23 protein-coding genes and 3 pseudogenes are annotated in these 20,376 nt (G+C 57.2%); 10 read left to right on the top strand and 16 right to left on the bottom strand.

What is annotated here, in order from left to right; genetic code table 11:
• Positions 1-118 precede the first annotated feature (118 nt).
• From ACQUQ0_RS12465 to ACQUQ0_RS12455, 3 genes are read right to left on the bottom strand one after another with little or no spacing between them, the layout of a single operon-like run.
• A complete protein-coding gene (locus tag ACQUQ0_RS12465) occupies positions 119-1,678 on the bottom strand; it encodes a ThiF family adenylyltransferase (protein ID WP_435185464.1) in 1,560 nt (519 codons plus the stop codon).
• The gene (locus tag ACQUQ0_RS12460) at positions 1,669-2,118 is read right to left on the bottom strand and encodes a hypothetical protein (RefSeq protein WP_435185461.1); all 450 of its coding nucleotides are present in this window, start codon (positions 2,116-2,118) and stop codon (positions 1,669-1,671) included. Before ACQUQ0_RS12460 ends, ACQUQ0_RS12465 begins: the two co-directional genes overlap by 10 nt.
• Position 2,119: 1 nt before the next feature.
• Positions 2,120-2,410: a hypothetical protein gene (locus ACQUQ0_RS12455; RefSeq protein WP_435185459.1), complete on the bottom strand. Its 291-nt coding sequence runs from the start codon at positions 2,408-2,410 to the stop codon at positions 2,120-2,122.
• Between the two features lie 291 nt (positions 2,411-2,701).
• On the opposite strand from ACQUQ0_RS12455, the gene ACQUQ0_RS12450 reads away from it, so the two are divergent.
• Both ACQUQ0_RS12450 and ACQUQ0_RS12445 read left to right on the top strand, forming a co-directional pair.
• Positions 2,702-2,950 (top strand): antitoxin VapB family protein, encoded by a 249-nt coding sequence (locus ACQUQ0_RS12450; RefSeq protein WP_435185458.1) that lies wholly within the window; start codon positions 2,702-2,704, stop codon positions 2,948-2,950.
• The gene (locus tag ACQUQ0_RS12445; RefSeq protein WP_435185456.1) at positions 2,947-3,342 is read left to right on the top strand and encodes a PIN domain-containing protein; all 396 of its coding nucleotides are present in this window, start codon (positions 2,947-2,949) and stop codon (positions 3,340-3,342) included. The genes ACQUQ0_RS12450 and ACQUQ0_RS12445 overlap by 4 nt, the downstream gene beginning before the upstream one ends.
• Positions 3,343-3,381: 39 nt before the next feature.
• Here ACQUQ0_RS12445 and ACQUQ0_RS12440 read toward each other — a convergent pair whose 3' ends face one another.
• From ACQUQ0_RS12440 to ACQUQ0_RS12415, 6 genes are all read right to left on the bottom strand, one after another.
• A complete protein-coding gene (locus tag ACQUQ0_RS12440) occupies positions 3,382-4,731 on the bottom strand; it encodes a DUF790 family protein (RefSeq protein WP_435185455.1) in 1,350 nt (449 codons plus the stop codon).
• The gene (locus ACQUQ0_RS12435) at positions 4,718-6,130 is read right to left on the bottom strand and encodes a DEAD/DEAH box helicase (RefSeq protein ID WP_435185453.1); all 1,413 of its coding nucleotides are present in this window, start codon (positions 6,128-6,130) and stop codon (positions 4,718-4,720) included. The genes ACQUQ0_RS12440 and ACQUQ0_RS12435 overlap by 14 nt, the downstream gene beginning before the upstream one ends.
• 114 nt (positions 6,131-6,244) lie before the next feature.
• On the bottom strand, positions 6,245-6,601 hold the full coding sequence (locus tag ACQUQ0_RS12430; RefSeq protein WP_092817982.1) for a calcium-binding protein: 357 nt from the start codon (positions 6,599-6,601) through the stop codon (positions 6,245-6,247).
• A gap of 225 nt (positions 6,602-6,826) precedes the next feature.
• Complete coding sequence (locus tag ACQUQ0_RS12425) at positions 6,827-7,918, bottom strand: tetratricopeptide repeat protein (RefSeq protein WP_435185450.1); 1,092 nt, start codon at positions 7,916-7,918, stop codon at positions 6,827-6,829.
• 56 nt (positions 7,919-7,974) lie between these two features.
• Positions 7,975-8,766, bottom strand: a complete 792-nt coding sequence (locus ACQUQ0_RS12420) for a hypothetical protein (protein ID WP_435185656.1) — start codon at positions 8,764-8,766, stop codon at positions 7,975-7,977.
• Positions 8,759-9,091, bottom strand: coding sequence for a hypothetical protein (locus ACQUQ0_RS12415; RefSeq protein ID WP_435185448.1), 333 nt, complete (start codon positions 9,089-9,091; stop codon positions 8,759-8,761). Before ACQUQ0_RS12415 ends, ACQUQ0_RS12420 begins: the two co-directional genes overlap by 8 nt.
• Positions 9,092-9,118: 27 nt before the next feature.
• Between ACQUQ0_RS12415 and ACQUQ0_RS12410 the strand changes: the two are divergent.
• Together ACQUQ0_RS12410 and ACQUQ0_RS12405 are read left to right on the top strand one after the other, a co-directional pair.
• A pseudogene (locus tag ACQUQ0_RS12410) lies at positions 9,119-9,211 on the top strand (ArsR family transcriptional regulator); the annotation flags it as partial.
• Between the two features lie 343 nt (positions 9,212-9,554).
• Positions 9,555-9,986, top strand: a complete 432-nt coding sequence (locus tag ACQUQ0_RS12405) for a TRAM domain-containing protein (protein ID WP_222609040.1) — start codon at positions 9,555-9,557, stop codon at positions 9,984-9,986.
• Between the two features lie 87 nt (positions 9,987-10,073).
• Here the strand turns inward: ACQUQ0_RS12405 and ACQUQ0_RS12400 are convergent, their stop codons facing one another.
• Both ACQUQ0_RS12400 and ACQUQ0_RS12395 read right to left on the bottom strand, forming a co-directional pair.
• Positions 10,074-10,544, bottom strand: coding sequence for a hypothetical protein (locus tag ACQUQ0_RS12400; RefSeq protein WP_435185446.1), 471 nt, complete (start codon positions 10,542-10,544; stop codon positions 10,074-10,076).
• Positions 10,537-11,346: a ParA family protein gene (locus ACQUQ0_RS12395; RefSeq protein WP_225935452.1), complete on the bottom strand. Its 810-nt coding sequence runs from the start codon at positions 11,344-11,346 to the stop codon at positions 10,537-10,539. Before ACQUQ0_RS12395 ends, ACQUQ0_RS12400 begins: the two co-directional genes overlap by 8 nt.
• A gap of 708 nt (positions 11,347-12,054) precedes the next feature.
• Here ACQUQ0_RS12395 and ACQUQ0_RS12390 point away from each other — a divergent pair.
• The 6 genes and pseudogenes from ACQUQ0_RS12390 to ACQUQ0_RS12365 all read left to right on the top strand — a co-directional run bounded on the left by ACQUQ0_RS12390 (position 12,055) and on the right by ACQUQ0_RS12365 (position 17,309).
• Positions 12,055-12,822 carry a helix-turn-helix domain-containing protein gene (locus tag ACQUQ0_RS12390; RefSeq protein ID WP_435185444.1) on the top strand — a complete coding sequence of 256 codons (768 nt, stop codon included), beginning with the start codon at positions 12,055-12,057 and terminating at the stop codon, positions 12,820-12,822.
• 75 nt (positions 12,823-12,897) lie between these two features.
• On the top strand, positions 12,898-13,665 hold the full coding sequence (locus ACQUQ0_RS12385) for an MBL fold metallo-hydrolase (RefSeq protein ID WP_435185442.1): 768 nt from the start codon (positions 12,898-12,900) through the stop codon (positions 13,663-13,665).
• Between the two features lie 2 nt (positions 13,666-13,667).
• Positions 13,668-14,225, top strand: a complete 558-nt coding sequence (locus ACQUQ0_RS12380) for a carboxymuconolactone decarboxylase family protein (RefSeq protein WP_435185440.1) — start codon at positions 13,668-13,670, stop codon at positions 14,223-14,225.
• A gap of 250 nt (positions 14,226-14,475) precedes the next feature.
• A pseudogene (locus tag ACQUQ0_RS12375) lies at positions 14,476-16,151 on the top strand (transposase).
• A gap of 456 nt (positions 16,152-16,607) precedes the next feature.
• Positions 16,608-16,784: a hypothetical protein gene (locus ACQUQ0_RS12370; protein ID WP_435185438.1), complete on the top strand. Its 177-nt coding sequence runs from the start codon at positions 16,608-16,610 to the stop codon at positions 16,782-16,784.
• A gap of 3 nt (positions 16,785-16,787) precedes the next feature.
• The gene (locus ACQUQ0_RS12365; protein ID WP_435185437.1) at positions 16,788-17,309 is read left to right on the top strand and encodes a winged helix-turn-helix transcriptional regulator; all 522 of its coding nucleotides are present in this window, start codon (positions 16,788-16,790) and stop codon (positions 17,307-17,309) included.
• Here the strand turns inward: ACQUQ0_RS12365 and ACQUQ0_RS12360 are convergent.
• From ACQUQ0_RS12360 to ACQUQ0_RS12340, 5 genes and pseudogenes are all read right to left on the bottom strand, one after another.
• Entirely contained in the window at positions 17,306-17,848 is a 543-nt protein-coding gene (locus tag ACQUQ0_RS12360; protein ID WP_435185435.1) for a hypothetical protein, read from the bottom strand. The genes ACQUQ0_RS12365 and ACQUQ0_RS12360 overlap by 4 nt on opposite strands.
• The gene (locus ACQUQ0_RS12355) at positions 17,848-18,135 is read right to left on the bottom strand and encodes a thrombospondin type 3 repeat-containing protein (protein ID WP_435185433.1); all 288 of its coding nucleotides are present in this window, start codon (positions 18,133-18,135) and stop codon (positions 17,848-17,850) included. The genes ACQUQ0_RS12360 and ACQUQ0_RS12355 overlap by 1 nt, the downstream gene beginning before the upstream one ends.
• Positions 18,119-18,997, bottom strand: coding sequence for an FAD:protein FMN transferase (locus ACQUQ0_RS12350; protein WP_435185430.1), 879 nt, complete (start codon positions 18,995-18,997; stop codon positions 18,119-18,121). The genes ACQUQ0_RS12355 and ACQUQ0_RS12350 overlap by 17 nt, the downstream gene beginning before the upstream one ends.
• Positions 18,994-19,314, bottom strand: coding sequence for a hypothetical protein (locus ACQUQ0_RS12345; protein WP_435185427.1), 321 nt, complete (start codon positions 19,312-19,314; stop codon positions 18,994-18,996). The genes ACQUQ0_RS12350 and ACQUQ0_RS12345 overlap by 4 nt, the downstream gene beginning before the upstream one ends.
• Before the next feature lie 523 nt (positions 19,315-19,837).
• A pseudogene (locus tag ACQUQ0_RS12340) lies at positions 19,838-20,308 on the bottom strand (transposase); the annotation flags it as partial.
• Between the last annotated feature and the right edge of the window lie 68 nt (positions 20,309-20,376).

Raw genomic sequence — 20,376 nt, 5'->3', positions numbered from 1 at the left:
TTCGGCGAACCTCACACGATATGCCTCGTGATCATCGAGGTTGTTTCTGTTCTAAGCACTAATACGAAGTCACCGCGGAAGAGTGCCTTTAGGGGCTTATTTATTCCTGGTTCTCAGCTCAATTACCGCCCTCACGAAGTCGTTTATACGTCCAGTCTGTTCCGAGATTGAGGTCAGCTGCGTCACCAATGCCGATTATCTCTTGATGCACACACCCCTCGTTGTGGCTGATGAGCTTTGGGTGCATCTCCCAATTGAGGGGATTAAATCGCATTTCGGCTGGTATACCGCCACTCAGCCCGAGGACGAGATCCAACAGCCGGAGCTGCATCAGACCAGTGGCAACCAGATTCGTGGGCATCATGCTGATGACCCGGTCGTCATCCTCAAGAACACCATCAACGCCATAATTGTCGGGTCCTCCCTGGTCGTTCCGTTCCATCGCCTGCCGAGCGGACTCGTCGTCATATGTCCCGACACACCGCTGGCAGGTGTGTTCCGGACCGACGACAATCGTGGAGATAGCAGCCCGCTCACCGAAGGTTTGCTCTCCTGGTTCGACGTTGGTGTCGGTGCCGCCGCCGATGACGGGAATGAGGTGGGCGTGGGAGATCTCGTCCAAGACGCGCGTGGCGTTGTCGGCATCAGTGGCGTCGAAGATGATATCACAGTCTAACAGGTCGGGGATAGCACCGTAATCAGGGTGGTCTTCGGATACCGACGCCTGCACTTCTCGTACCGTAAACCCGGGGTTAGTCGCGGCAGCTCGGGCAGTTCGGGCTGCGACCTGGACCTTGGGGCGATGAACATCCGCGTCGACAGTTGTCGCCCCCATCGCCCGATTCAGATTTGCGTGATCCACGAGGTCGAAGTCGACTAAAACCTCTTCAGCCACGCCCAATCGGGCTAACGTTGGTGCGAGGATTGAACCTCCGCCTCCTAGCCCGACTATACCGACGCGGAGTGAGCTGAGACGAGCCTGGCCAGCGGGTCCCCAAAAGTTCTCGACGTCGACGCTGTCGTGAATCTCCATATCAGCATCGGTCAACGCGGCAGCTGCACCGGTTGCCTCAACGTCTGTGGGGATCTTTTGGAACCTGTCACCGAAGATCCGGACGGCGGACGCACGCCGCGTTCGAGCAGCATATTCGCTGTGACCTCCGTCACCGACTTCCTCTGCAACACTTGGCGTGTCAAACTCGAATGAGATAATGGACCACCCCCCGTCCTCCGTGACAATGCCCATAGCGAATGGGCGGTCATCACCCAGTTTGCGGGCGTCTCGGAAGAGAGAGTCGCGCGCAACCTCCGTATCCTTGGCGCTAGGAGTGTTGCCTCCCGGCAAGTGAGTGTGTAAGTACAGGAGGCCTGCTTCATCTCGTGCCTGCGCGAGCTCGCGCGCCCGGCGACTGTACTCCCGGCCGAAGTCAAGACCGCCATCGAATTGGATGTCGCCTTGCTCGGGAGGAACAACTTCCTCGATGAGGTATGTTACACGATTCTGCCCAGACGACGGCCGGAGGACGGCAATCAGCCCTCGCTCCGGCATCGACCTGAACCGCTCATCCTCGAAAAGAAGCGAGCGGATAGTTTCGCGGGTATCCTTTGTGAGTGCGACGTGGAACTCGTCGACTGTCGCCGGAGTCGCTGTCTGCTCGTCTTGGATGCTCATTCCCATGGGTACTCAAGACACCTCCGAACATGCGAAATGACCCGCTTGATGTCCTCCGATCCCGTGACGTCCACTTCATCGGTGAACCGGCGACTCCAGAACAGCGTCTCGTCGGTTTCTAACACATCCCGGAGATCATCGCCTAGATCACGATTCTCCCGGGTGTTGTCCGGATACCGACCGTCGATAGTAAGGCGCTTGACCGTGACGAACCCATAGTGGTCACCATCAAGGGCCCGCCGATCGAACCGGTGGTAGATGACTGTCTCGTCCTGGTCGTAGTCTGGCCCCAACCGGTCAAGGTCGAAGGTGCCCAGCCGGACAAAAATGTAGTTACCCCCATCGTCCGCAGCTGGTGCCACCTCTTCATACTCGGACTCTAGGGCGGTAAGGCCCTTTAGGAGGTCGCTCTCCACCTCAGTGACGTCGAACGCAGAGGCGTTCATCTCAGATGTAACCACCCGGCGGAACATCAATCTCAAAATGCCGCCGGTGTGGTTCCGACAGGTCGACTTCCTCGTCGGCGTCGAACTTCTCGTCGACGGGGCCGTTAGGGCCCCGGAGCGCGTCGAGTTTGGCGTCATCATCAACTTGCTCTTCTGCGACGAGGAAAAGTTCGCTTGCCTTCACGATGTTCTCCTCGAACTTGTCGTCGACACCGTCAACGGTGACAGGGTGGACTGCATTACTGTGTTCTTTGGCCGATTCTTCGTTCGCCTCGTTGTTATTGGAGCTCATACACAGACATCTATTGCCCGCAGACGTATAAAAACCTCGTTTATCTACATAGTAATGACTCTAATTGAACACCAAAATGTGGATTGTGAGGAGCAGTACTCGTTGACTACACAGGCCCGACGAGGAAAGAACTGACTTGTCAGTACACGATATCGACCGTTCACGACATACAATGCTCGAACGACCGGAAGAACATACTGACTAAAGCCCCGAGCTGCAGGTCGTCTCGGTCCAACTTTTGCTCGTTCTAGCCAAACACCAAAGTAGCGTCAACGTCAACGTCAACGCGCAATGGGTATCGCGGACGAACAGATCCGAGTGAGCAAAACGGTGAAGCGAAAGATCGAGCAGAATCGCCGGGAAGGAGAGAGTTATAACGATGTCCTCGAACGCCTCCTCGCTGAGGAGAACGCCGGGGACTTCTATGACGGGTTCGGTCGCTGGTCTGACGAGGAAGCCGACCGTGTTCGTGAACGCCGCCAGCAGGCGAAAGAGAAGCGGAAACGCCGGATGCGGGAGCGGGCAGAGGACGCTTCATGAAGGTTCTCGACACGACGTTCCTGATCGACTATCTTGACGGCGTCGAGGCGACACGCGAGTTTTACGAGGCGAACACCGGCGCCGATACTCGATGGGTGGTACCCGTGCCAGCACTCGCCGAGGTCCTCGTCGGTGAAGGCAACCTCCCAAATGGCGACGTCGACGGAGCTTGCGCAGATCTCGCCTGGGTTGACATCCATCCCATCGACGAGGAGACTGCCGTCACGGCAGGCCACATCGCAGACGAGATCGCGCCGGGTGGGCCATACCTCGACGGTCCCGACGCGTTGGTTGCTGCGGTCGGGCGTGAGCTAGACGCGCCGGTCGTCTCAGGGGACGGAGATCTCATTCACGAAGAGACGAAACAGGTCATAGACGTTGAGGAGTACTGACCGGCCCGACTTGCGGATCGGAGAGCGGACCGGTCACATTCAAGTAGGTGACTGTGGCGCTGCTGCAAACTGCTCAGCCAGTTCAACCACGTCGTAGACGTGAATCCCCGTTTTGAACCACAGGACGCGGTCGCCCGCGCTGCCGAAGTCCTCACTCGCACAATCCAAGCGCTCCGAGACAGCCAGCACGAAATTATCGGCCTCCACCTGCCTGATCTTCTCCAGTTTCGCCTCCAAATACTCGGGCGTCCAGAAGCCAACGATCTCGAGAATCGCACGCCGACCGTCCGGATGTTCGATCGCGAAGTCGGAGATCATCACCTCAGCGCCGAGGTCGAAGACGTCGTCCTCCCGCACCAGCTCCCAGTCCGTATTCGCTCGCTCCCATTTATCGGCCAGCGTCCGCTCGACGTCGCTGTCGAACTGGTCGCCGGCGCTGTAGTGTGAATCGAGGTCATCCGTGTGGTCGAGCGCGAACCGTCGGGTTTCGCCGGTCGTCTCGTCGACAAGGATCTCGGCAGTCATCTCCCAGCGGTCACAGAGGGGCAACGCCGGCAGGAAGTTCGCCATCCGGATTCCATACTTTTGTGATTTCGAGAACAGCGACGCCGGGCCGTCCAGTACGGCCTCGTAGCCGGCGGCTTGGTCCGTGCTCGCAACACGTTCACCGTCGGCACTGATCGGATAGATACGATGCATCAACCCGAACAGCTTCACGTAGCTGAACACCGTCCCGAAGTGGTCCCAGACCCGAATCCGCATTTCGGTCGCATCGTAGAGCACCGACTGGGCGAGCGCGAGATTGTAGCGGGTCAACAACCAGTCCACAGTGAGATCCGTGTGTTCGTACTCCGCGTCGCTGCTGGCGGTCAGGTTGGTCGTCGACGTCGACCCACCGCTATCACTTGCGTACTGGTCGTCCGTCCGCGTGCCGATCCGGACGAGTCGCTTGTTGTCCTCGAGATCGGCGTACATCCCCCGATAGCACTCCTCGAGCGTCAGCCCGAGGTCGTCGGCGACCGCGCTATACACCTCCAGTTTCTGTGTGTCCTCGCCGAGCGTCGGCTGCCGGACGATCGGATACCGATCATTGGCTTTCTCGAAGAGTCGCCGGCGAATCTCCTGTGGCTCTACAGAGGCCACGATCTCGAACTCACACTCGTCTTTCAGGAGTTTCGCCAGCCCTTGGACGATCTTGTAGTCGGTATCCGCGACGGTCAGCTCGTCAATCGCGTCTTCGAGATCACCTTTCGGCTCGCCGAGATGGGCCTCAAACAGCTGAATGAGTTCACGGGCGGTCTGTCGGTAGCGCTCCTCGTCGGGATCGATGAACAGCGGGGTGACGGTCTCGTCGGTCGTTCGCGAGCGTGCGAGGTCAGCTGTCAGCACTGGCACTCACCCCCTCCCGGCGGCGCTGGGAGACGTACGTCTCCATCGTATCCTCGGTGATGATTTCGTAGAGACGGGCGGGCTGGCGGTCGTCCGTCGGTCGAAGAATGCGGCCGAGCCGCTGGGCGTACTGGCGTTTCGAGGCACTCCCCGAGAGGATGATGCCGACGTTCGCCGCGGGCACGTCGATGCCCTCGTCGAGGACCTGCGACGTGACGAGCATCGAGTACTCCCCGCTCCGGAAGCGGTCGAGGATTTCGGTGCGTTCGTCGGTCTTGGTCTGGTGGGTGATGCAGGGGACGATGAACTCCCGAGAAATGTCGTAGGCGAAGTCGTTGTTGGCGGTGAAGATGATCGCGCGGTCGTCGTGATGGCGCTTGATGAGATTGTCGAGCGTGTCGAGCTTCTTCTCCGCTGTTCGGGCGATCCGCTCGGCCCGCTGTTTGGCGATGAGCGCCCGCCGGCCCTGTGGATCGTAGGAGGTGCGCTTGAGGAACTCCTGGTAGCCCTCTTCTTTCCAGAGATCGAACTCGTGGCTGTCGACGTAGTCCCGATAGATCTGATACTCTTCGTCGTACTGCTCGCGCTCATCGGCCGTGAGCTCGACCGACATATGGATCGTTTCGTACTCGCTGAGGTATTCACCGGCGAGTTCGTCGACGTCCTCCCGGTAGACAACGGGGCCGAGGAGGTCCTCAAGGAGTTCGTGCTTGCCGTCGGGCCGCTCGTACGTGGCGGTCAGCCCGAGGCGGTACGGCGCGATCATCATCTCGGGAATTTGCCGGTAGGTCGGGGCCGGTAGGTGGTGTTCCTCGTCGACGACGAGCAAGCCGAACCGATCGCCGTACTCGTTGACGTAGCGGTAGGCGCTGTCGTAGGTGGTGACGGTGATCGCGGTAACCTCGTGGCTCCCACCGCCGAGCACGCCGATCGGCTCGGAGAGCTGGTCACCGAAGGCGTTGGTGAGGGTGGCGTGCCACTGGTTTATGAGGTCAATCGTCGGCGTCACGACGAGCGCGCTCACGCCGGCGTCGGCGATCGCCTGCAGCCCGAGGAACGTCTTCCCGCTGCCCGTGGGGAGCACGACACTCCCTCGCCGATCGTGGTCGATCCAGGCGTCGAGCGCGGCCTGCTGGTAATCGCGCGGTTCGATGTGGAGCGCTGGCGTGAGTTCGAGATTGGGGTAGGCCCGCGCGGCGTCTTCGAGAGTGTGAGCGAAGCCCTCTTGCAACGTTGCCTGCTCGTTTCCGTCGGTCCACTCACCGGCCCACTCGAGCAGGGATCGATATCGATATGCTCGGGTTCGGTACTCGTCGACGCGGTCGTCCCACTCAGCGTATGGAACATCATCGGGAGCATTACGGAGCAGGAGCGTTCCGTCGTCGAATTCGACTTGCATTCAGTATCATCTCGAACGTTCCCGACCGGATTCAATATGTGGGTTGTCCGGGATCTGGTGAAGCACGTCTCTGTCCTTCTGTAGTTGGGGATGTTCTATCGAGGGGCTTGGTTGTCAGCGATCGAGCCAGTACTGCCAGTCTGCGATCGCTTGGTCCGTGTTACTACTGGCTTCGATCGGCTCCAGTTGCTCCAGTGGTACGCCAAGTTCTCTGCCCATCCACTCGATCGTCACGAACATCTGGCTGAGAGTCGGATCTGTCGGGGACATCCCAACTACGCGTACTGTTTCGCCTTCCTCTAGCGGTGACTCCTCTCGCTCGGTGACACAGCGTGCTTCGAACGGGAAGTCCATCGTGTCGTCCAGATACGCGTACCATCCCCACGCTTGCTCTTCAGGGCTGTAAGTATCGACGATGATCCGCATCTTGATGCGCTCTTCCCGCTCCTCGTCCTTCTCGACCCGCGTCATGCTGACCAATACGCATCTTGACTTCAAGATATTCGGGGAGGCCGAAACCACCTATCGACCGATGCAGGACGCGCTCCATCCTGACCGGAGGACAGACCCGAGTTACTGGACAAATTAACCAACAGATGCGCGTCAGATCTGCACACTGTTGGTTAAGCGGGAGGAATGGATTGTCTGATGACGAATGTCGACGGCTCACTGCGTGCATCAGTCGACAGAAACTACCTATCCCTCTTGTGCCTCGGACGTGTCCATGTTAGCCAATCGGCGTTCGAGTTCGTCGATCCGGTCAGAGACGGCTGATGGCTGTTCGAGGGTACCTTCGGCGTCTAGAGCCTGCTGGTACAGTTTGGCAGCGCGTTCCAGCTCTTCGACTGTTGGCTCGTCAGCGTCATCCTGCCAGTAGCTATCCGCGAGTTTCTTGTACGCCCAGGGATCTTCGGGATAGTCTCGAATGAGCGTCTCGAACTCGTTTCTGCTTTCGTCCAGTCGTTCTAGCTCTGTCAGCGAGTCAGCGATGAAGTGGCGGAAATCAAGGAGTAGATCGTCAGATGCGTCCGGAAACTGGGTACAGACCTCCCCACAGAATTCGAGGCGTCGCTCGTGATAGGTCGGATCGTCCGCTGCCAGTGTGGCAAGGTCGTTGTCGACCGACCGCAGGAATGCTTCCAGCGAGAGCACATTCGGGAGGTGATCGTCAGCGGCCTCGAGTGTCGTGATGTCGTCCGGCGTGACGGCGATAATGGTCTCCCAGGCAGTCAGCCACCGCTGGCAAGCTTCGGCATCGTCCCCCTGCTCCCGGAGTTCTCGACCTTCCTGTACCAGGTCGTAGATCTGCTCCTGATAGGGGAGATCGGGTGCCCACCGGCTCCAGAGGACTTCAGCTGCCATCCAGATGAAATCTTGGTCGTACCCCGACGCGTCGACGTCATGGTCGGTTTCCCACTGGTCGGCGAGGGCTATCGCGGAGTCAACCTCGGCCGCACGGTCACGGAACGACTTCTCAGTCGTATCGATACCGTGCTCGGCAAGCTTGTCCCGAATTTCCTCCGTCGATAGTGCTTGTACGTCATGCAATTCCCACCGCTCACCCGCATTACGGTCGGTCCCCAGGGACATGTGTACCGCTTCGTCCGCGTCTTGCTGGGCACGGGTGGTATCGTCGTCGCTTTCTTCGAGGTCGTGATCGTCGATGTACTGGTCAACCCGCTTGGTGTCGATCCGACCCAGTTCGTCGTACTCGTGGGCTTCATAGAGATGCTTGCGGATCTCGGATTCGTCCGCGAAGGATTGCTCGCAGTACGGGCAGTCGGCCATTGGTAGAGTGTTCGAGGAGTCCGGTGAAAAAGAGCGGGACACCCGTCTGCTCGTGACTATTGTTCGGGTCGTTTTTCGTCGATGATCGCGGCTGTCTCGGTCGCTACGATCGGGTCACGTTCTTCGAGGAGTTTCTCGATCTCCCCTGGATCGTACACCTCCTTGACGATGCAGTAGTAGTGAGAGGGGGTTCCAAAATCGTAGACTATGCTGAGCCGGTCCCCCTTCCAGAGCGCTGCGCGTTCGGCGATATCGGCAATCGTCATCTCGCTTGCCTTCCTGTATGAGGGATCGTCGACTTCAGCGAACTGGAGGTCTGGGATAACGTTGAGTGTTGAGTCGAGGTACTCGTCTTCGAGTCCGTACATGCGAAGATGGAGATCATCGAGCGTCGTGAACCGGCAGACAAGTGCGTCGAGTTCTGCCATCGTCGTCTTGGGTCGGACGACGATGTCGTACCACTCTTCGCGGGCCCGGCCCTTCTGCTTCCATCGCAAGCGATACCCGACTGTTCCGATGCGTTCGTCGACGTCATCGCATTCGTGCTGTTCTCCTCGCTCAGCGTGTTCTACTACCGCTGTCCAGCAATACGAACATACCTGGTCAGGCGCATCACCTTCGAATGCCGTCTTGTCGACCCCTTTCCAGTCGGCGTAGTCTCGAAGTGTGATGTACTCGCTTGTGGGTGAGCGTGTACTCCGGTCACACAGCTTTTCACCCCGTAAGTCCTGTCGAGGTGCGTACGGCGACTTGCCCGTTGAGTCTGCTTCGAGGTCGACAACGTGGTCGACAGTACCCACTTGGCTGACTTCGATTACGAATCGATCTGTGGTATCTGTGTCAGTCATGGTCTTCGGTATCCTGTTGTCCTTCAAACTCAACGAGAACTGCATCGGTGGTCGCCAGTAGTTCATCGAGGAATGCTGTGATGAGATCATCGGGGTCGCGAGGAAGGCCGTCCGGTGGCTCTTCCCAGAGTTCGACTGTAAATTCCCGCGTTGCCGTTGCCTGTCCCTCACTGGCGATAACCATCAGAATCGCGTGCTGATAGATCACGATCGTCCGCTGGTCGTCGACGTCGAGATACTCGATTGCGGCTGCCTCGAGTGCTGTCGGGAGATTCACCGGCTCATCCACCGTGCAATGCTGGACCGGCTCATTCTCATCCGTCATAGCTGATTTACCATCCGTTCGTACAAGTATGCGCCGACGGCGATGGGGCGGGGGATTCTCGAGCACGGTGTCGAGGAGCTGATGCGCCGTGAACGGGAGTTCAACGACGCTTACTCGTAGGCTGTCGTCGGATTCTCTGTCCCGATCGGTGATCCAGTTACCCCCTCGAATTCTTTTTGAGACCACCGTATTTCACGGCGTTAACCAACAGACTGTCTGATGAGTCGATGTGTTGGTTAATTTCTTTCGACGCGATGCTTGTAGCTCCCATGTGGCTGTACGAACAAGACCGCATTATTTCACGGTTCAATAGTGGCAGAACGGTGGCTTCACAGGCGGTCCGAGGCGGATGCACGGGGCTTGCCCCCGAGGTGGTGGACTAACAACCGACAGTACAGGAGGTCACTGTCTTATGCCGCTTCCGTGGAGTTAAGTTCTCTACTAGCCAGGTATAGACTATCGAATGGTCGAAATTCCGGACTCGCTTCGCTCTGTTTTCAGCGCGACTGTTCACGAGCGGGACGGGACATACGTTCTCGAGGTTCCGTCCGGAGAACTCAGCTATGACGCTGTCTCTCTCGGAGAAACGTATCGGATCGCTGTCTTCGACGCACCCACGTCGGAGCAGGATGAGCACGAGTCCGCGTCCGCAGATCGTGCCCAGTCTGACCGTCAGCGTGAATCTCCTGAGCCGCCTGTTGAGGAGGGTGAAGTACGCGAGGTGACAATCGAAACGGTCGGTGACCAGGGTGACGGGATCGCGAAAGTCGACCGCGGCTACGTCGTGATCGTCCCCGATACCCAACCCGGCCAGCAGCCGACCGTGGAGATCGAGCAGGTGCAACAGAACGTCGCGTTCGCCAGTGTGGTTGCGTCTGATTCTCGTTCGCTCTGATTACGTACCTCTGGCCATGTATCGGTCCGAAGAAGGGATTGAGTCGTATCAGAGAAAAACTCGGTCTGTGAGCCAGCGAGTTAGTGTTCAGTCGTCTTTGAATTCGTCAAGGACGTACTCTTCTAGTTCAGGATGATCGAGTCCAGCGCGTAACAAGCCCTCCATGAAGTGCTTGTGTTTCTCGACTTGAGCCTCATCGTTCAGTGTCCGCTGAGCATTGAACTTCTCGAAGCGATTCTGCACAGTCTCTTTCAAGTCGGGAGTCACGTACAGCGGGAACGGGGAGCGAGACCGGACGGTGCCTTCTTCCGTCTCTGACTCTGTCCCGTTCCCATTTTCGTCATCCTCAGAAGACTCATCTGTAGATTGCGTAATTTGCGTAGATTTCGTATTGTCTGGGGACGTTGCTCCGCTGGTATCACTACCCGAGGCAGATTCTGTTTCAACTTCATTGCTGAGCTCCTCTGTGTCTCGCTCTTCATCCGCTTCGTCACCCTTGGTCCCCTTAATTCGATCCCCGAGCATCTGTCCAAGGGCGTCGTCGTCTTCTTCAGGCATAGTGTCCCTCCACGTGATCGGCGAGGCGGTCGTAGATCTCCCGTACTTCCTCGGCCTTCTGATTGCGGTGGCGGTTCGATGGCTCGAATTCGTATACTGAATGCCCTTGGTTGAACGCCCCTTCGATTGCGACGGTCTCTGGGACGATGAAGACGTTCTCTTCGCCGAGGTTATCCAAAAACCAGTCGAGGCGGTCATCGCTGATTTTGTTTCTCGTCACTGCGTTCACGACAGCGCCGACGATGCCGATATCGCGCTGGAATTCTCGTTCGAGTTGGGTGATCTCCTGGGTGAGGAGATTCATTGAGAAGGTCGCGATCGAATCCGCTCGCGAGACAAAGAGAACGTTTTCTGCCGCGAGAAGTGCTCCGTCGGCGAGTGGCCCAAGATTCGGTGGCGAATCGATTAGCATGTAATCGTAATCGCTTTCGACCTCATCAAGGATCATATCGAGTCGTTCGAGCGACCGGTTTGCCGACCAGAGTTCACGTTCGAGCTTGAAATTACTCCCGTGAGCAGGAAGGACATCGAACTCCTCGTGTGACTGTATAATGTCATTAACCTCACTAAACCGCTCGAAATCGAGCATGAGGTCGTACAACGAGACGGCGTCACCGCTCACGTAATAATCTCGGAAGCCGAGTGTGATTGTGGCGAACCCCTGTGGATCAGCGTCGACGAGCAGGACATCGTTCTCATCGGCGAGCGCTTCTGCGTACGCGAGCGCTCCACAGACGTTGATTGTGGTGGTTGATTTCCCAACGCCCCCCTTCTGCATCGCAACTGTGAGCCTATTCGCCATCTCGATCACCGTTGATTGATGTGCTATCTCGTGGGGTACACATAGTCCGTGCATTCCGTAATTTACGTATATTCCGTATTGTGTGGTGCCTCTGCAAATTGCGTAAATCACGAGTTGTACGCAATTGACGAGAGTCACGAGAATCACGACTATCGCGAATTAGACGTAATTTGCGCACATTACGATCACGGCCTCTGAATTGAATAGGTCTTTCTTGCGAGACTAACGGGCTCTCCCTTCGTTTTCCGCTCCACATCAGTGGTGGCATATCTCGTAATTCACGGAGATTACACATAAATCTGTGTCAGACGTCTATTTCGTAGATTTCGTAAATTACGAATTATACGTAATCTGCAGTTGTTGAACGACCACCCTGACTTGAACAGCGAGACTCAGTGCAAAAGCTGGGTGGGACAGACGAGATCGTCTCACAGCTTCTCTAAGTTCCAAACCGGTATGATTAGTCCTCCCGCCGTCCGTCGAAAATCGGGGTAAATGAGTTGACCACAGCTGATATCCTTTGGCCTGAAGCGACGCCAGGCAGTAGTTGAGTCCGGCCTGCTCAATGCATACGGTGCAGATGTTCATAGAGTGTACTTTTACGATGATTGAGAGCGTCGCTCGCGTATTCAGTCCTTCTCTGCCCCCGAACAAGCACGGGTCCCTCTCAAGCAAGATTAAACGGGACAAGCGATAATGTACAGTATTATGCGGGAGTTCGTCTTCACAGTCGAATACGAGAAGGGGGCTGATGAGGTGATGGACCTCTTCATCGAACATCCGGATTTGTATGCCCGGTCGATGGAGATCAATGCGACCAGCGAGGCAGTGTGGGGTATTGAGAAGGTCGTCGGTCCTGCTGCTGTCCTCGACGAGTTCGACGACGCACTGGAACGCGTCGCTAACGATCCGAGTACAATTGGTATGTGCGGTGCACCTGTGACTGAATACGAATACACGACCCTCTCGTCGAACGCTGAATCGCGGAAAATTCACTGGCTTCGCCGAGAAGGCAACGGCCCACGGTCGATCCCCTTTATCGCGGCGAAGCACATCGGCGAGGGATTGATAATGCGTACTGAACGGCGTGACAACCAATACCGGTGGCGGCTGCTCATCGACGGGACAGCATCGGAGACTCACGAGGACGTCCGAGCGAACCTCCGAGAGGGGTTGTCGCTTACTGTCGAACGACTCGGGACGCCACCGTGCTTGCTCGAAGATGGTCGCGTCCAGCAGACCCTCACGCCCGAACAGAAGTCAGCACTTGAGGCTGCAATCGAACGCGGGTACTACGAAGAGCCACGGCAGCAGTCGGTCACGGAAATCGCCGAAGACGTCGGTGTGTCGCGGTCGACGTTCCAGTACCGTCTCAACCGGGCCGAAGCATGGCTGGCACAACAGTTCGCGGCTGATTCGCTCGATGTCGACCTGAACGTTGATCTCGACCTCGAGGATATCGAGTTCATCCAGTAGACGGCACGTCGAACCCGCGGGGTTGGAATATGTCGAAGTAAATCTCACCCCGACGACTCTCGTAGACCATCTTGTATGGCAACCACGACTGGTGCTAGTGTTCAGTTGATTCGCAACGCGACCATCCTCCTGGACGTTGGTGACACGACGTTCCTCGTCGATCCGATGTTCACGCCGCAGGGCGAGATGCCGACGGTGACGGACAACCCGGAGGTTCCGGACTCACTTACCACGGCGAACCAGGACCGGAATCCGCTTGTTCCGCTGCCCGATGTCGACCTCACCTACGACGCTGTCGTCGTCACGCACCGCCACCCCGACCACTGGGACGAGGCGGCCCGGGAGGAACTCGACGCCGAGGTGCCGCTGTTCTGTCAGCCCGAGGAGTCCGACGCTTTCACCGACGAGGGCTTCACTGACGTCCGGCCTGTCGACGACGAAACCTCGTTCGAGGGCGTCACCATTCATCGGACACCCGGTCGCCACGGCCACGGTGAGTTAGCCGAGGGAATGGGCCCTGTCTCAGGATTCGTGTTCGAGGGTGATGAGTCGGTGTACGTCGCCGGGGACACGATCTGGTACGAGCCGGTCGAAGAGACACTCGACCAATTCGAGCCGGATATGGTCGTTCTCAACGGCGGCGAAGCACAGTTCGACCAGGGCGAACCCATTACGATGGGCGTTGAAGACATCAACGCTGTCCGTGATACGACTAATGCGATGGTCGTTGTCGTACATATGGAAGCGATCAACCACTGCTTGCTCACCCGCGAGGAACTGCGGGAGGGGACAGAGGATGTTCACGTTCCTGAAGACGGAGAGCTAGTCACTCTCGAAAACTAGCTATGGCCCGAACAGGACTCATATCACCTGAGGAAATATCTGAGGAGTACCACGACCTGTTCAGCGAGGACTACGTGGGAGACCGGAACATCATCCGACTCCTCGTGAACGATCCTCCACTCCTCGAGTCGTTGTTCACCTCTACCGAGGTAATGACTCGGCATTTCACGTCCCGTGAAGAGGAACTGATCGCCCTCGCCACCGCACGCGCATCCAGCGCTGAGTACGAATGGCACCAGCACGTAGACCTTGCGCGTGATGCTGGGATTTCGACGAGCGAAATTCGTGCTATCGGCGGCGACGACTTCGAACAGTTCTCAGATGACGAACGGACGCTCCTTCGGTATACCGAAGCTGTGGCATCCGCAGAGGTGACCGATGACACACACGCTGATATGGCTGCAGTTTACGATTCGCCCCAACTCGTCGCACTCGAAATGTTCGTTGGCTTCTATATCGGACACTCGCACGTTGTCCGTGCCGAGGGACTCTCCTTTGAGGAAGGTGAGTTTGTCGGCTGGACACCGAGCGACCAGCAGATCGAGAAAATCTTCGGATAAGCATCTAAGACAGGGTTCTAGATACTACAAGGTGATTTCGAATCTCGTAAGGAGCGTTCCCGAAGTGTTCTTCTTGCGGATTCAGTCCAATCCACCGGCGAGTGGTTCGTTCAATATCGCTCTGGGAACTCCTAAAAAATCGGCTTTCCGCTCCCTGTTGCCACCTCCATAGCTGCTGTTGGCATACTCGGAGAGATTTGATTGTACCTGGGTATCCAGAGTAGATCTTCTTCAACGCATTACTTGAGAAATGACTGGAACAAACTATTCTAAGCGTATTGTTTTCCGGACGATAGCAGCCACTCCCTCCTGCAGCTGGCCGAGCTATGATTCTACACCCCTATATGATCGAGCCTCGCTCACGGCACTGGAATCCGATATACGAGTGGTTTCGGCAATATGGTTCGAACACGACCAGCATAATTCAATTGAGCAGTTCGTCTGTTCACTCCCGTTAGAGTATTTCAGATTCGACGCCCACGACCGCTATGCGAGTTCAGCCCGTTATGAGATGGACTCCCTCTTTCGAGTGTTTGTACTGAAGGAACTCCACGGGTGGGACCATGAGACTCCTCTGGTCGAATATCTCGATTCCCACCCCAAAATCCGCGAAGAACTCGGGTTGGGCAGAGTGCCCGACCAGTCGACGCTGTGGCGCAGTTGGAACCAACGCTTTACTATAGACCTTCGCGAGACAGTCGAGGCCGCTGCTCGAACGATCCTGATTAAGGCCCAGAACGAGGGCGTCGCAGTCCCTCGTGAACCGAAGCAAAAGTTTCGACACCGACTTGACGATTCTGAGGACTCGGAAATAGACGACAAGACTGTTCTTGAGCAGGCTGCGAAGCTCACTGACCACGTCAGTCGCATTGTCTTCCCTGCGTTCTCACTGGAGCGTGGCGAGGGCTGTGAGATACACGAAAACGCGTACTGGGGCCTACAGACGTATCTCGGTCTACGGGAGGGTTTAGCCGCTAATGAAGGCGCTCGCAGCTTCGTCTACGAGTCAAGCCGGGAACGAACACCACTCGGGCACGCTCACCGCGATCACATTCGCAACCTCTCGATACCGGAGGTTCGAGAGATGTATCGACAGGCAATTCGACAACTCATCGACGAGGTCGCAGAGACAGAGCAGTTCTTTCGAGCAGGGATCGTGGCCATCGACATTACTGAAGCCGACCCTTTCACGGGCGATAGAACGAGCCACAAGGACGAAATCATCGGTACAAAAGAGCAAAACGACGAATAGCCTATCAATGGGCGACGGTCCAGCTGGTCGGCAATGCCGTCCCAATCGTGCTGGACACGCGCCCCGTCCGAAAGGGGGAGACACGACTAGAAATCGTCGAAGACTTGCTCGATTCGGCTGAGAACCTCGTTCACGTCGATAACGTGTTGATGGACCGGGAGTTCGATAGCCAGCACGTCCTGGAGATGATCAGCCAGCGTGGGCTCTCCTACGTCGTCCCGAAGCGGATGCAGACCAGCGAAAAAGCCCAAGCAAAGCGGTTGCTCCAAAGGGGTCAGGACAGATACGAAACCGACGGGAAGCTCCACCTGGGGCAGAACGAGTGGCACGAGACGACGCTCATCTACCGCCGGAAAGAGAATTCCGAGCATGACGATCACCGGCAGTATTCAGTATTCATGGCGAATCGGGGCAGCGGGCACCTCACTGAGTACGGCTATCGATGGGAAATCGAGAGCGGCTACAAGTCGATCAAACGATTTATGGCCGCGACGACATCCAAAGACTTCGGACTCCGTTTCTTCTACTTTGCGTTCGCCTGTCTGCTGTACTCGATCTGGCGGGCGGTGGACTTGCTTGTACAGGTCGAATTGACTGGTGAGTACGGACATTCGCCAATCGTGACAGCCGACAATACGCTAACGCTGCTGAAGAAGGAGACTGGAATCGGGTAGTGAGGTGCTCTGTTCTCTGTTCGGGTTAGCGCGCCGTCTGAGTGGCTACACTACGGGACGTCTCGAAAATCCGCCCATATAGTTGTTAGTATGACAAGAATGGCTGCTTGGAGAGCCATCTGAGGCAGTTTCCGCTGACCGAATTGGTCAAATTCACGCATCACAGCCCCTCTAAACCCGCCATAGTCTCAACTTCCAACGCCAGAGTGTAGTTGAGACTGGTCGTCTCAATGCATAAGATTGGATTCGACGGTTGAACGCCAATCGTTTTCCCCGCTACCCCCTTCGATTGAATTGTATCGATCGCCGAGCACGTCGCTCCGGCTGTGTGTACAAGTACAACGTATGCCACTCGCTCAACTCCTCGAACAATACGTTAGTCTGGGTATCTTCGTCCTCGCTGTGGGCCTGAGTGTACTCAGCTTCCTCGCATGGCGGCGAGAACGTGATCGCCGAATGTGGATCGTTACGCTCGGGTACGCGATGTTCGCCGTCTACGGACTCATCGTGTTTCTCGAGTACCCGCTGCTCCCGTACTTCCCGTACGCGACGCTGGAATTACTCGAACACGGGAGTGCAATCCTGATCCTCGGTGGCCTTCTGGCATTTTTCATCGCTTTGACGCGGGACTGAGCAATGTCGGACCCGGATCTCGAATTGGCCTCTCGGCGGGAAATCTACCAGCGGATAGCCGATACGCCCGGAATTCACTTTCGCGCGCTCCTCGACGAACTCGAGTACGCGCAGGGGACGCTCCAGTATCAGCTCAGGTGGCTCGGCGATGAGGACCTGATCGACGTCTCGGACGACGGCAAGTACACGCGGTACTATCCGGCTGCCGAGTTCGACGAAGCCGATCGAACAGTGATGAACGCGCTGCGCCGGGAATACAGTCGCCGCATCCTCGCACATCTTCTCACGGACGGTCCGCTCTCGACGACCGAACTGAGCGACCGAATCGACAAGGCCCAATCGACCGTCTCGTGGCATCTTTCGAAGCTCGCCGAGGCTGACCTCGTCACGAAAGAACGCGACGGCCGGAGTGTCGTCTACGAGGTCAGCGATCCCGATCGCGTCGAGTACCTCTACACGGTTCACCGGCGCTCGTTCACAGACAAAGTCGTCGACCGTATCCTCGGTCTCTGGGACAGCTACTAACCCGGGGTCGTGTTCGACGGAATCCCCCGAAGCACCAACAGACGCAACAGGAGCACGTACACGAGAAACGCCACTGAGGGTCCCAGCAGAGGACGGATGAGTCCCGTCAGATCAGTCCCGATTGCGGCCGCGTGAATTGTCCCGAAAGCGAACCCAGCATACGCGAATGAGTGGACGACGCGTGGGCCCCAGGGGCGCTGGAAGCGTCTTGCGTCAGTAAAGCCCAGCACCGCGACGACGAGCATGAGCAGAGCCCCCGCACCGACGGCGACGCCGCCGAGAAAGTACGGCATCGAGTATGCCGGCGCTGGAACCTGTCCGGTGACGACGAACCACGCATCAAGGACACCGAGTCCCGCATGTAGCAACGTGACGATCATCGCGAACACGGAGAGTTCGATATGGATTCGTCGAGCGGCCTCGTGGAGCGTTCCAAACGACTCCGTGTTGTAGAGGATGCCCGTGAGAACTGCCAGATACAACGCCGGATACGTCACGAGTGCGGCACCTCGATCGAGGAGCCAGACGAGTTGTGACATCACGATGCCCCCGTCGTTTCGACGACATCGGGACAGCCGTCCGCGTCCTGGAACCCGTTTTTCGTTTCCGGTCGTGTCGGACACGTATCCGCGGAGTCGTTGATGCCGTCACCATCGTAATCGGCTGGGGCCTGTCGCGTCGAAACGGTCTGGTCGACGAGGTCGCTTTGCTTCTCTTCGGTCGCTTGGGCGGCACGCACGTCTCCGATCTGCCAAAGAGCAGGGACAGCCACCACTAAGACGACCATCGCTACGACGGTGACTCGTTGCTTATGTGTCCAAGACATGTGTCTCAAAGCCATCTGTCGTATGGAAGACGCCATCGTGGATGATGAGCGCCTCTAGACCCTCCCATTCCGATGCTAATTCGCGTGCCTTGGCAAGTGGAAGTGCCGCGAGGGTCGTCGCCAGGGCGTCGGCTTCCATACAGTCTCGGCGCGCCACGACGGTGACCGATTCATGGCGAGAGCCGAGCGATTCGGTGGTCGGATCGTAGATGTGGTCAGTGCCGTTTCGCGACCGTCGGTATCCGCCGGATGTTGCGACGTACCAGTCCGTGTCGAGGACCTTCAGCGGTGTGTCGTCACCGTACGGGCTCTCGATGGCGACCGGTCCCGTCGGTGGAGACATATCCCCACCACCACTGACGAACCCAAATCGGCCGCCGCCGTCGAGTGCTTCGCTGGCCCGATCCACGATGTACCCTTTGGCAAGGCCATTCAGGTCGAGTTCGACGTCGGTCGTGATGTGAGAGCCGCTGGCTTGGACAGTTCCAGTATCAAACTCTGTTGGTAGTGTTTCACTGTCACCGCGCAGGAATGTTTTGAGAGTGTGTTCGACGCGGCCCTGGTGAATATCGAACACCCCACCGGTTCGGTTGTTGTATTCGATTCCACGGCGAACGATTCGGGCAACGTGTTCGTTCCTGACTTCTCCTTCACGATTGAGCTGGCTGACGGCACTCGCCGCATCGAAGGCGTTCAGCTGGGCTTCGAGTGATTCAGCCGTTTTTCGGGCCGCAGTTGCCCCAGCCTCGGCCCGAACGCCCGTCGCCTGAATCCGAAATGTCGTGTCGCAACACTCGAACTCGCGGTGGGTGTCCCCGAATCGTTCGTACACCGATGCGAGCCATCCTATCATCTCGGTCATTCGTCCTCTTCGTGTTCTTCGTCCTCGTGTTCCTGGTCGTCTTCATCCTCGTCGTCTTCTTCATACTCCTCGTGTTCTTCGTCCTCGTATCCGGACTGTGTCTGGACTGCTGGGGTGAACTCTTGATTCGGCGTCGGCGCATCCGCAGTAACCTGTTGTGAGGATTCTGACGCGGGCGTATCTGGTGAGTTAGGTTGCTCGCCAGCCTGCGCGAGGCCGCCACCGGGCAGCGCGAGGGCCCCGGCGACACCAGCTGTGAGGAGCGCACCGACGAGCGTGAAGGCGACGAGTTTGTTTTTCGGGACGGGGACGCGCATGATTAGCTACCCCTCGGTTCAGAACCACTCTCTTCGACGTGTCGGTCGTTGTGTTCTGCCATTGCAGATAGAGGGTTGAAACAGCCTTAGTAAGGCGTTCGCGTCCAACCATCGAATTTTCGTACAGCTATCGAATCGGTTCAGAGAGCGAGGTGGATTCAGAGTATGTCTGTGACTTCGTTATCGAGCAGCTGGCACTACTGGTGATCCCCTGTTTGCTCTGCGTACGGAATGATTCGGCGGTTGTACGAGGATTCGATAGATGGACGCGAACGAACTTTTCGGCGTTGTATCTACGTATTTCTATGCAGACTCGTTTACAGCGAGCAAGTCTGGTCGCTGTACTCCTGCTGGTCGTTAGTGGAGTCGACACTGTTCAAGCGGGGGCATCACCAGTAGATGGTGATCATATAGTCGTGAAAAATCTCGACGCAACAGAACAGTCACTCTCTCCTGTTGCGGACGTGGATGAATTGGATGGTGAGGAAGAGTGCTCTATTGAAAATGCGGTACGGCGGTAGGATCATAGTTTCTTGGCGGTCTTCTTGAGGTTGTGAAGAGCAAACATGAGAACGATTTCACGGAACTGTCGGTACCAGAACCGCGAACGCAGGGCGGAGTCCTGCGTTCGCTTAGTGGTTGAGTAGGACGTCTCTGCCATCCATCGCTGAGTGTAGCCGTTCAACTGGTTGAGCATGTTGTGTGCGACAGCCATCGATTTCGATCCACGGTGATGAACACAGTACTCGAGATCGTATGCGGCGAGCTCGTATTCGGTGTGCCAGTCTTGGAAGCCGTTGTCGGCAACGACGGCCCGCAGGTCGTCCGCGTTCCGGCGGACGACCCGCGGGCCAGCCTTCGTGTCGTGTTCACGCTCGATACAGCAATGGACGTCCAGCACCGCCAACGACTCTGTATCGGTCAGCGTCGTCGCTTTGATCGTTGTGACCGTCCGGTTGCGTCGCTGGAGGTAGTATTGTGAGGCCATTCGTCTTTAGCTAAGACTCACACCTCGGTTGTGTAGCGGTAGCGAGCGTTTCTTGTAAGATTGGTCGTTGTTGG

The sequence above is a fragment of the Halobellus sp. EA9 genome, from assembly GCF_051195055.1.
Lineage (GTDB): Archaea > Halobacteriota > Halobacteria > Halobacteriales > Haloferacaceae > Haloquadratum > Haloquadratum rubicundus.
This window is presented reverse-complemented; position numbering and strand designations above follow the sequence as displayed.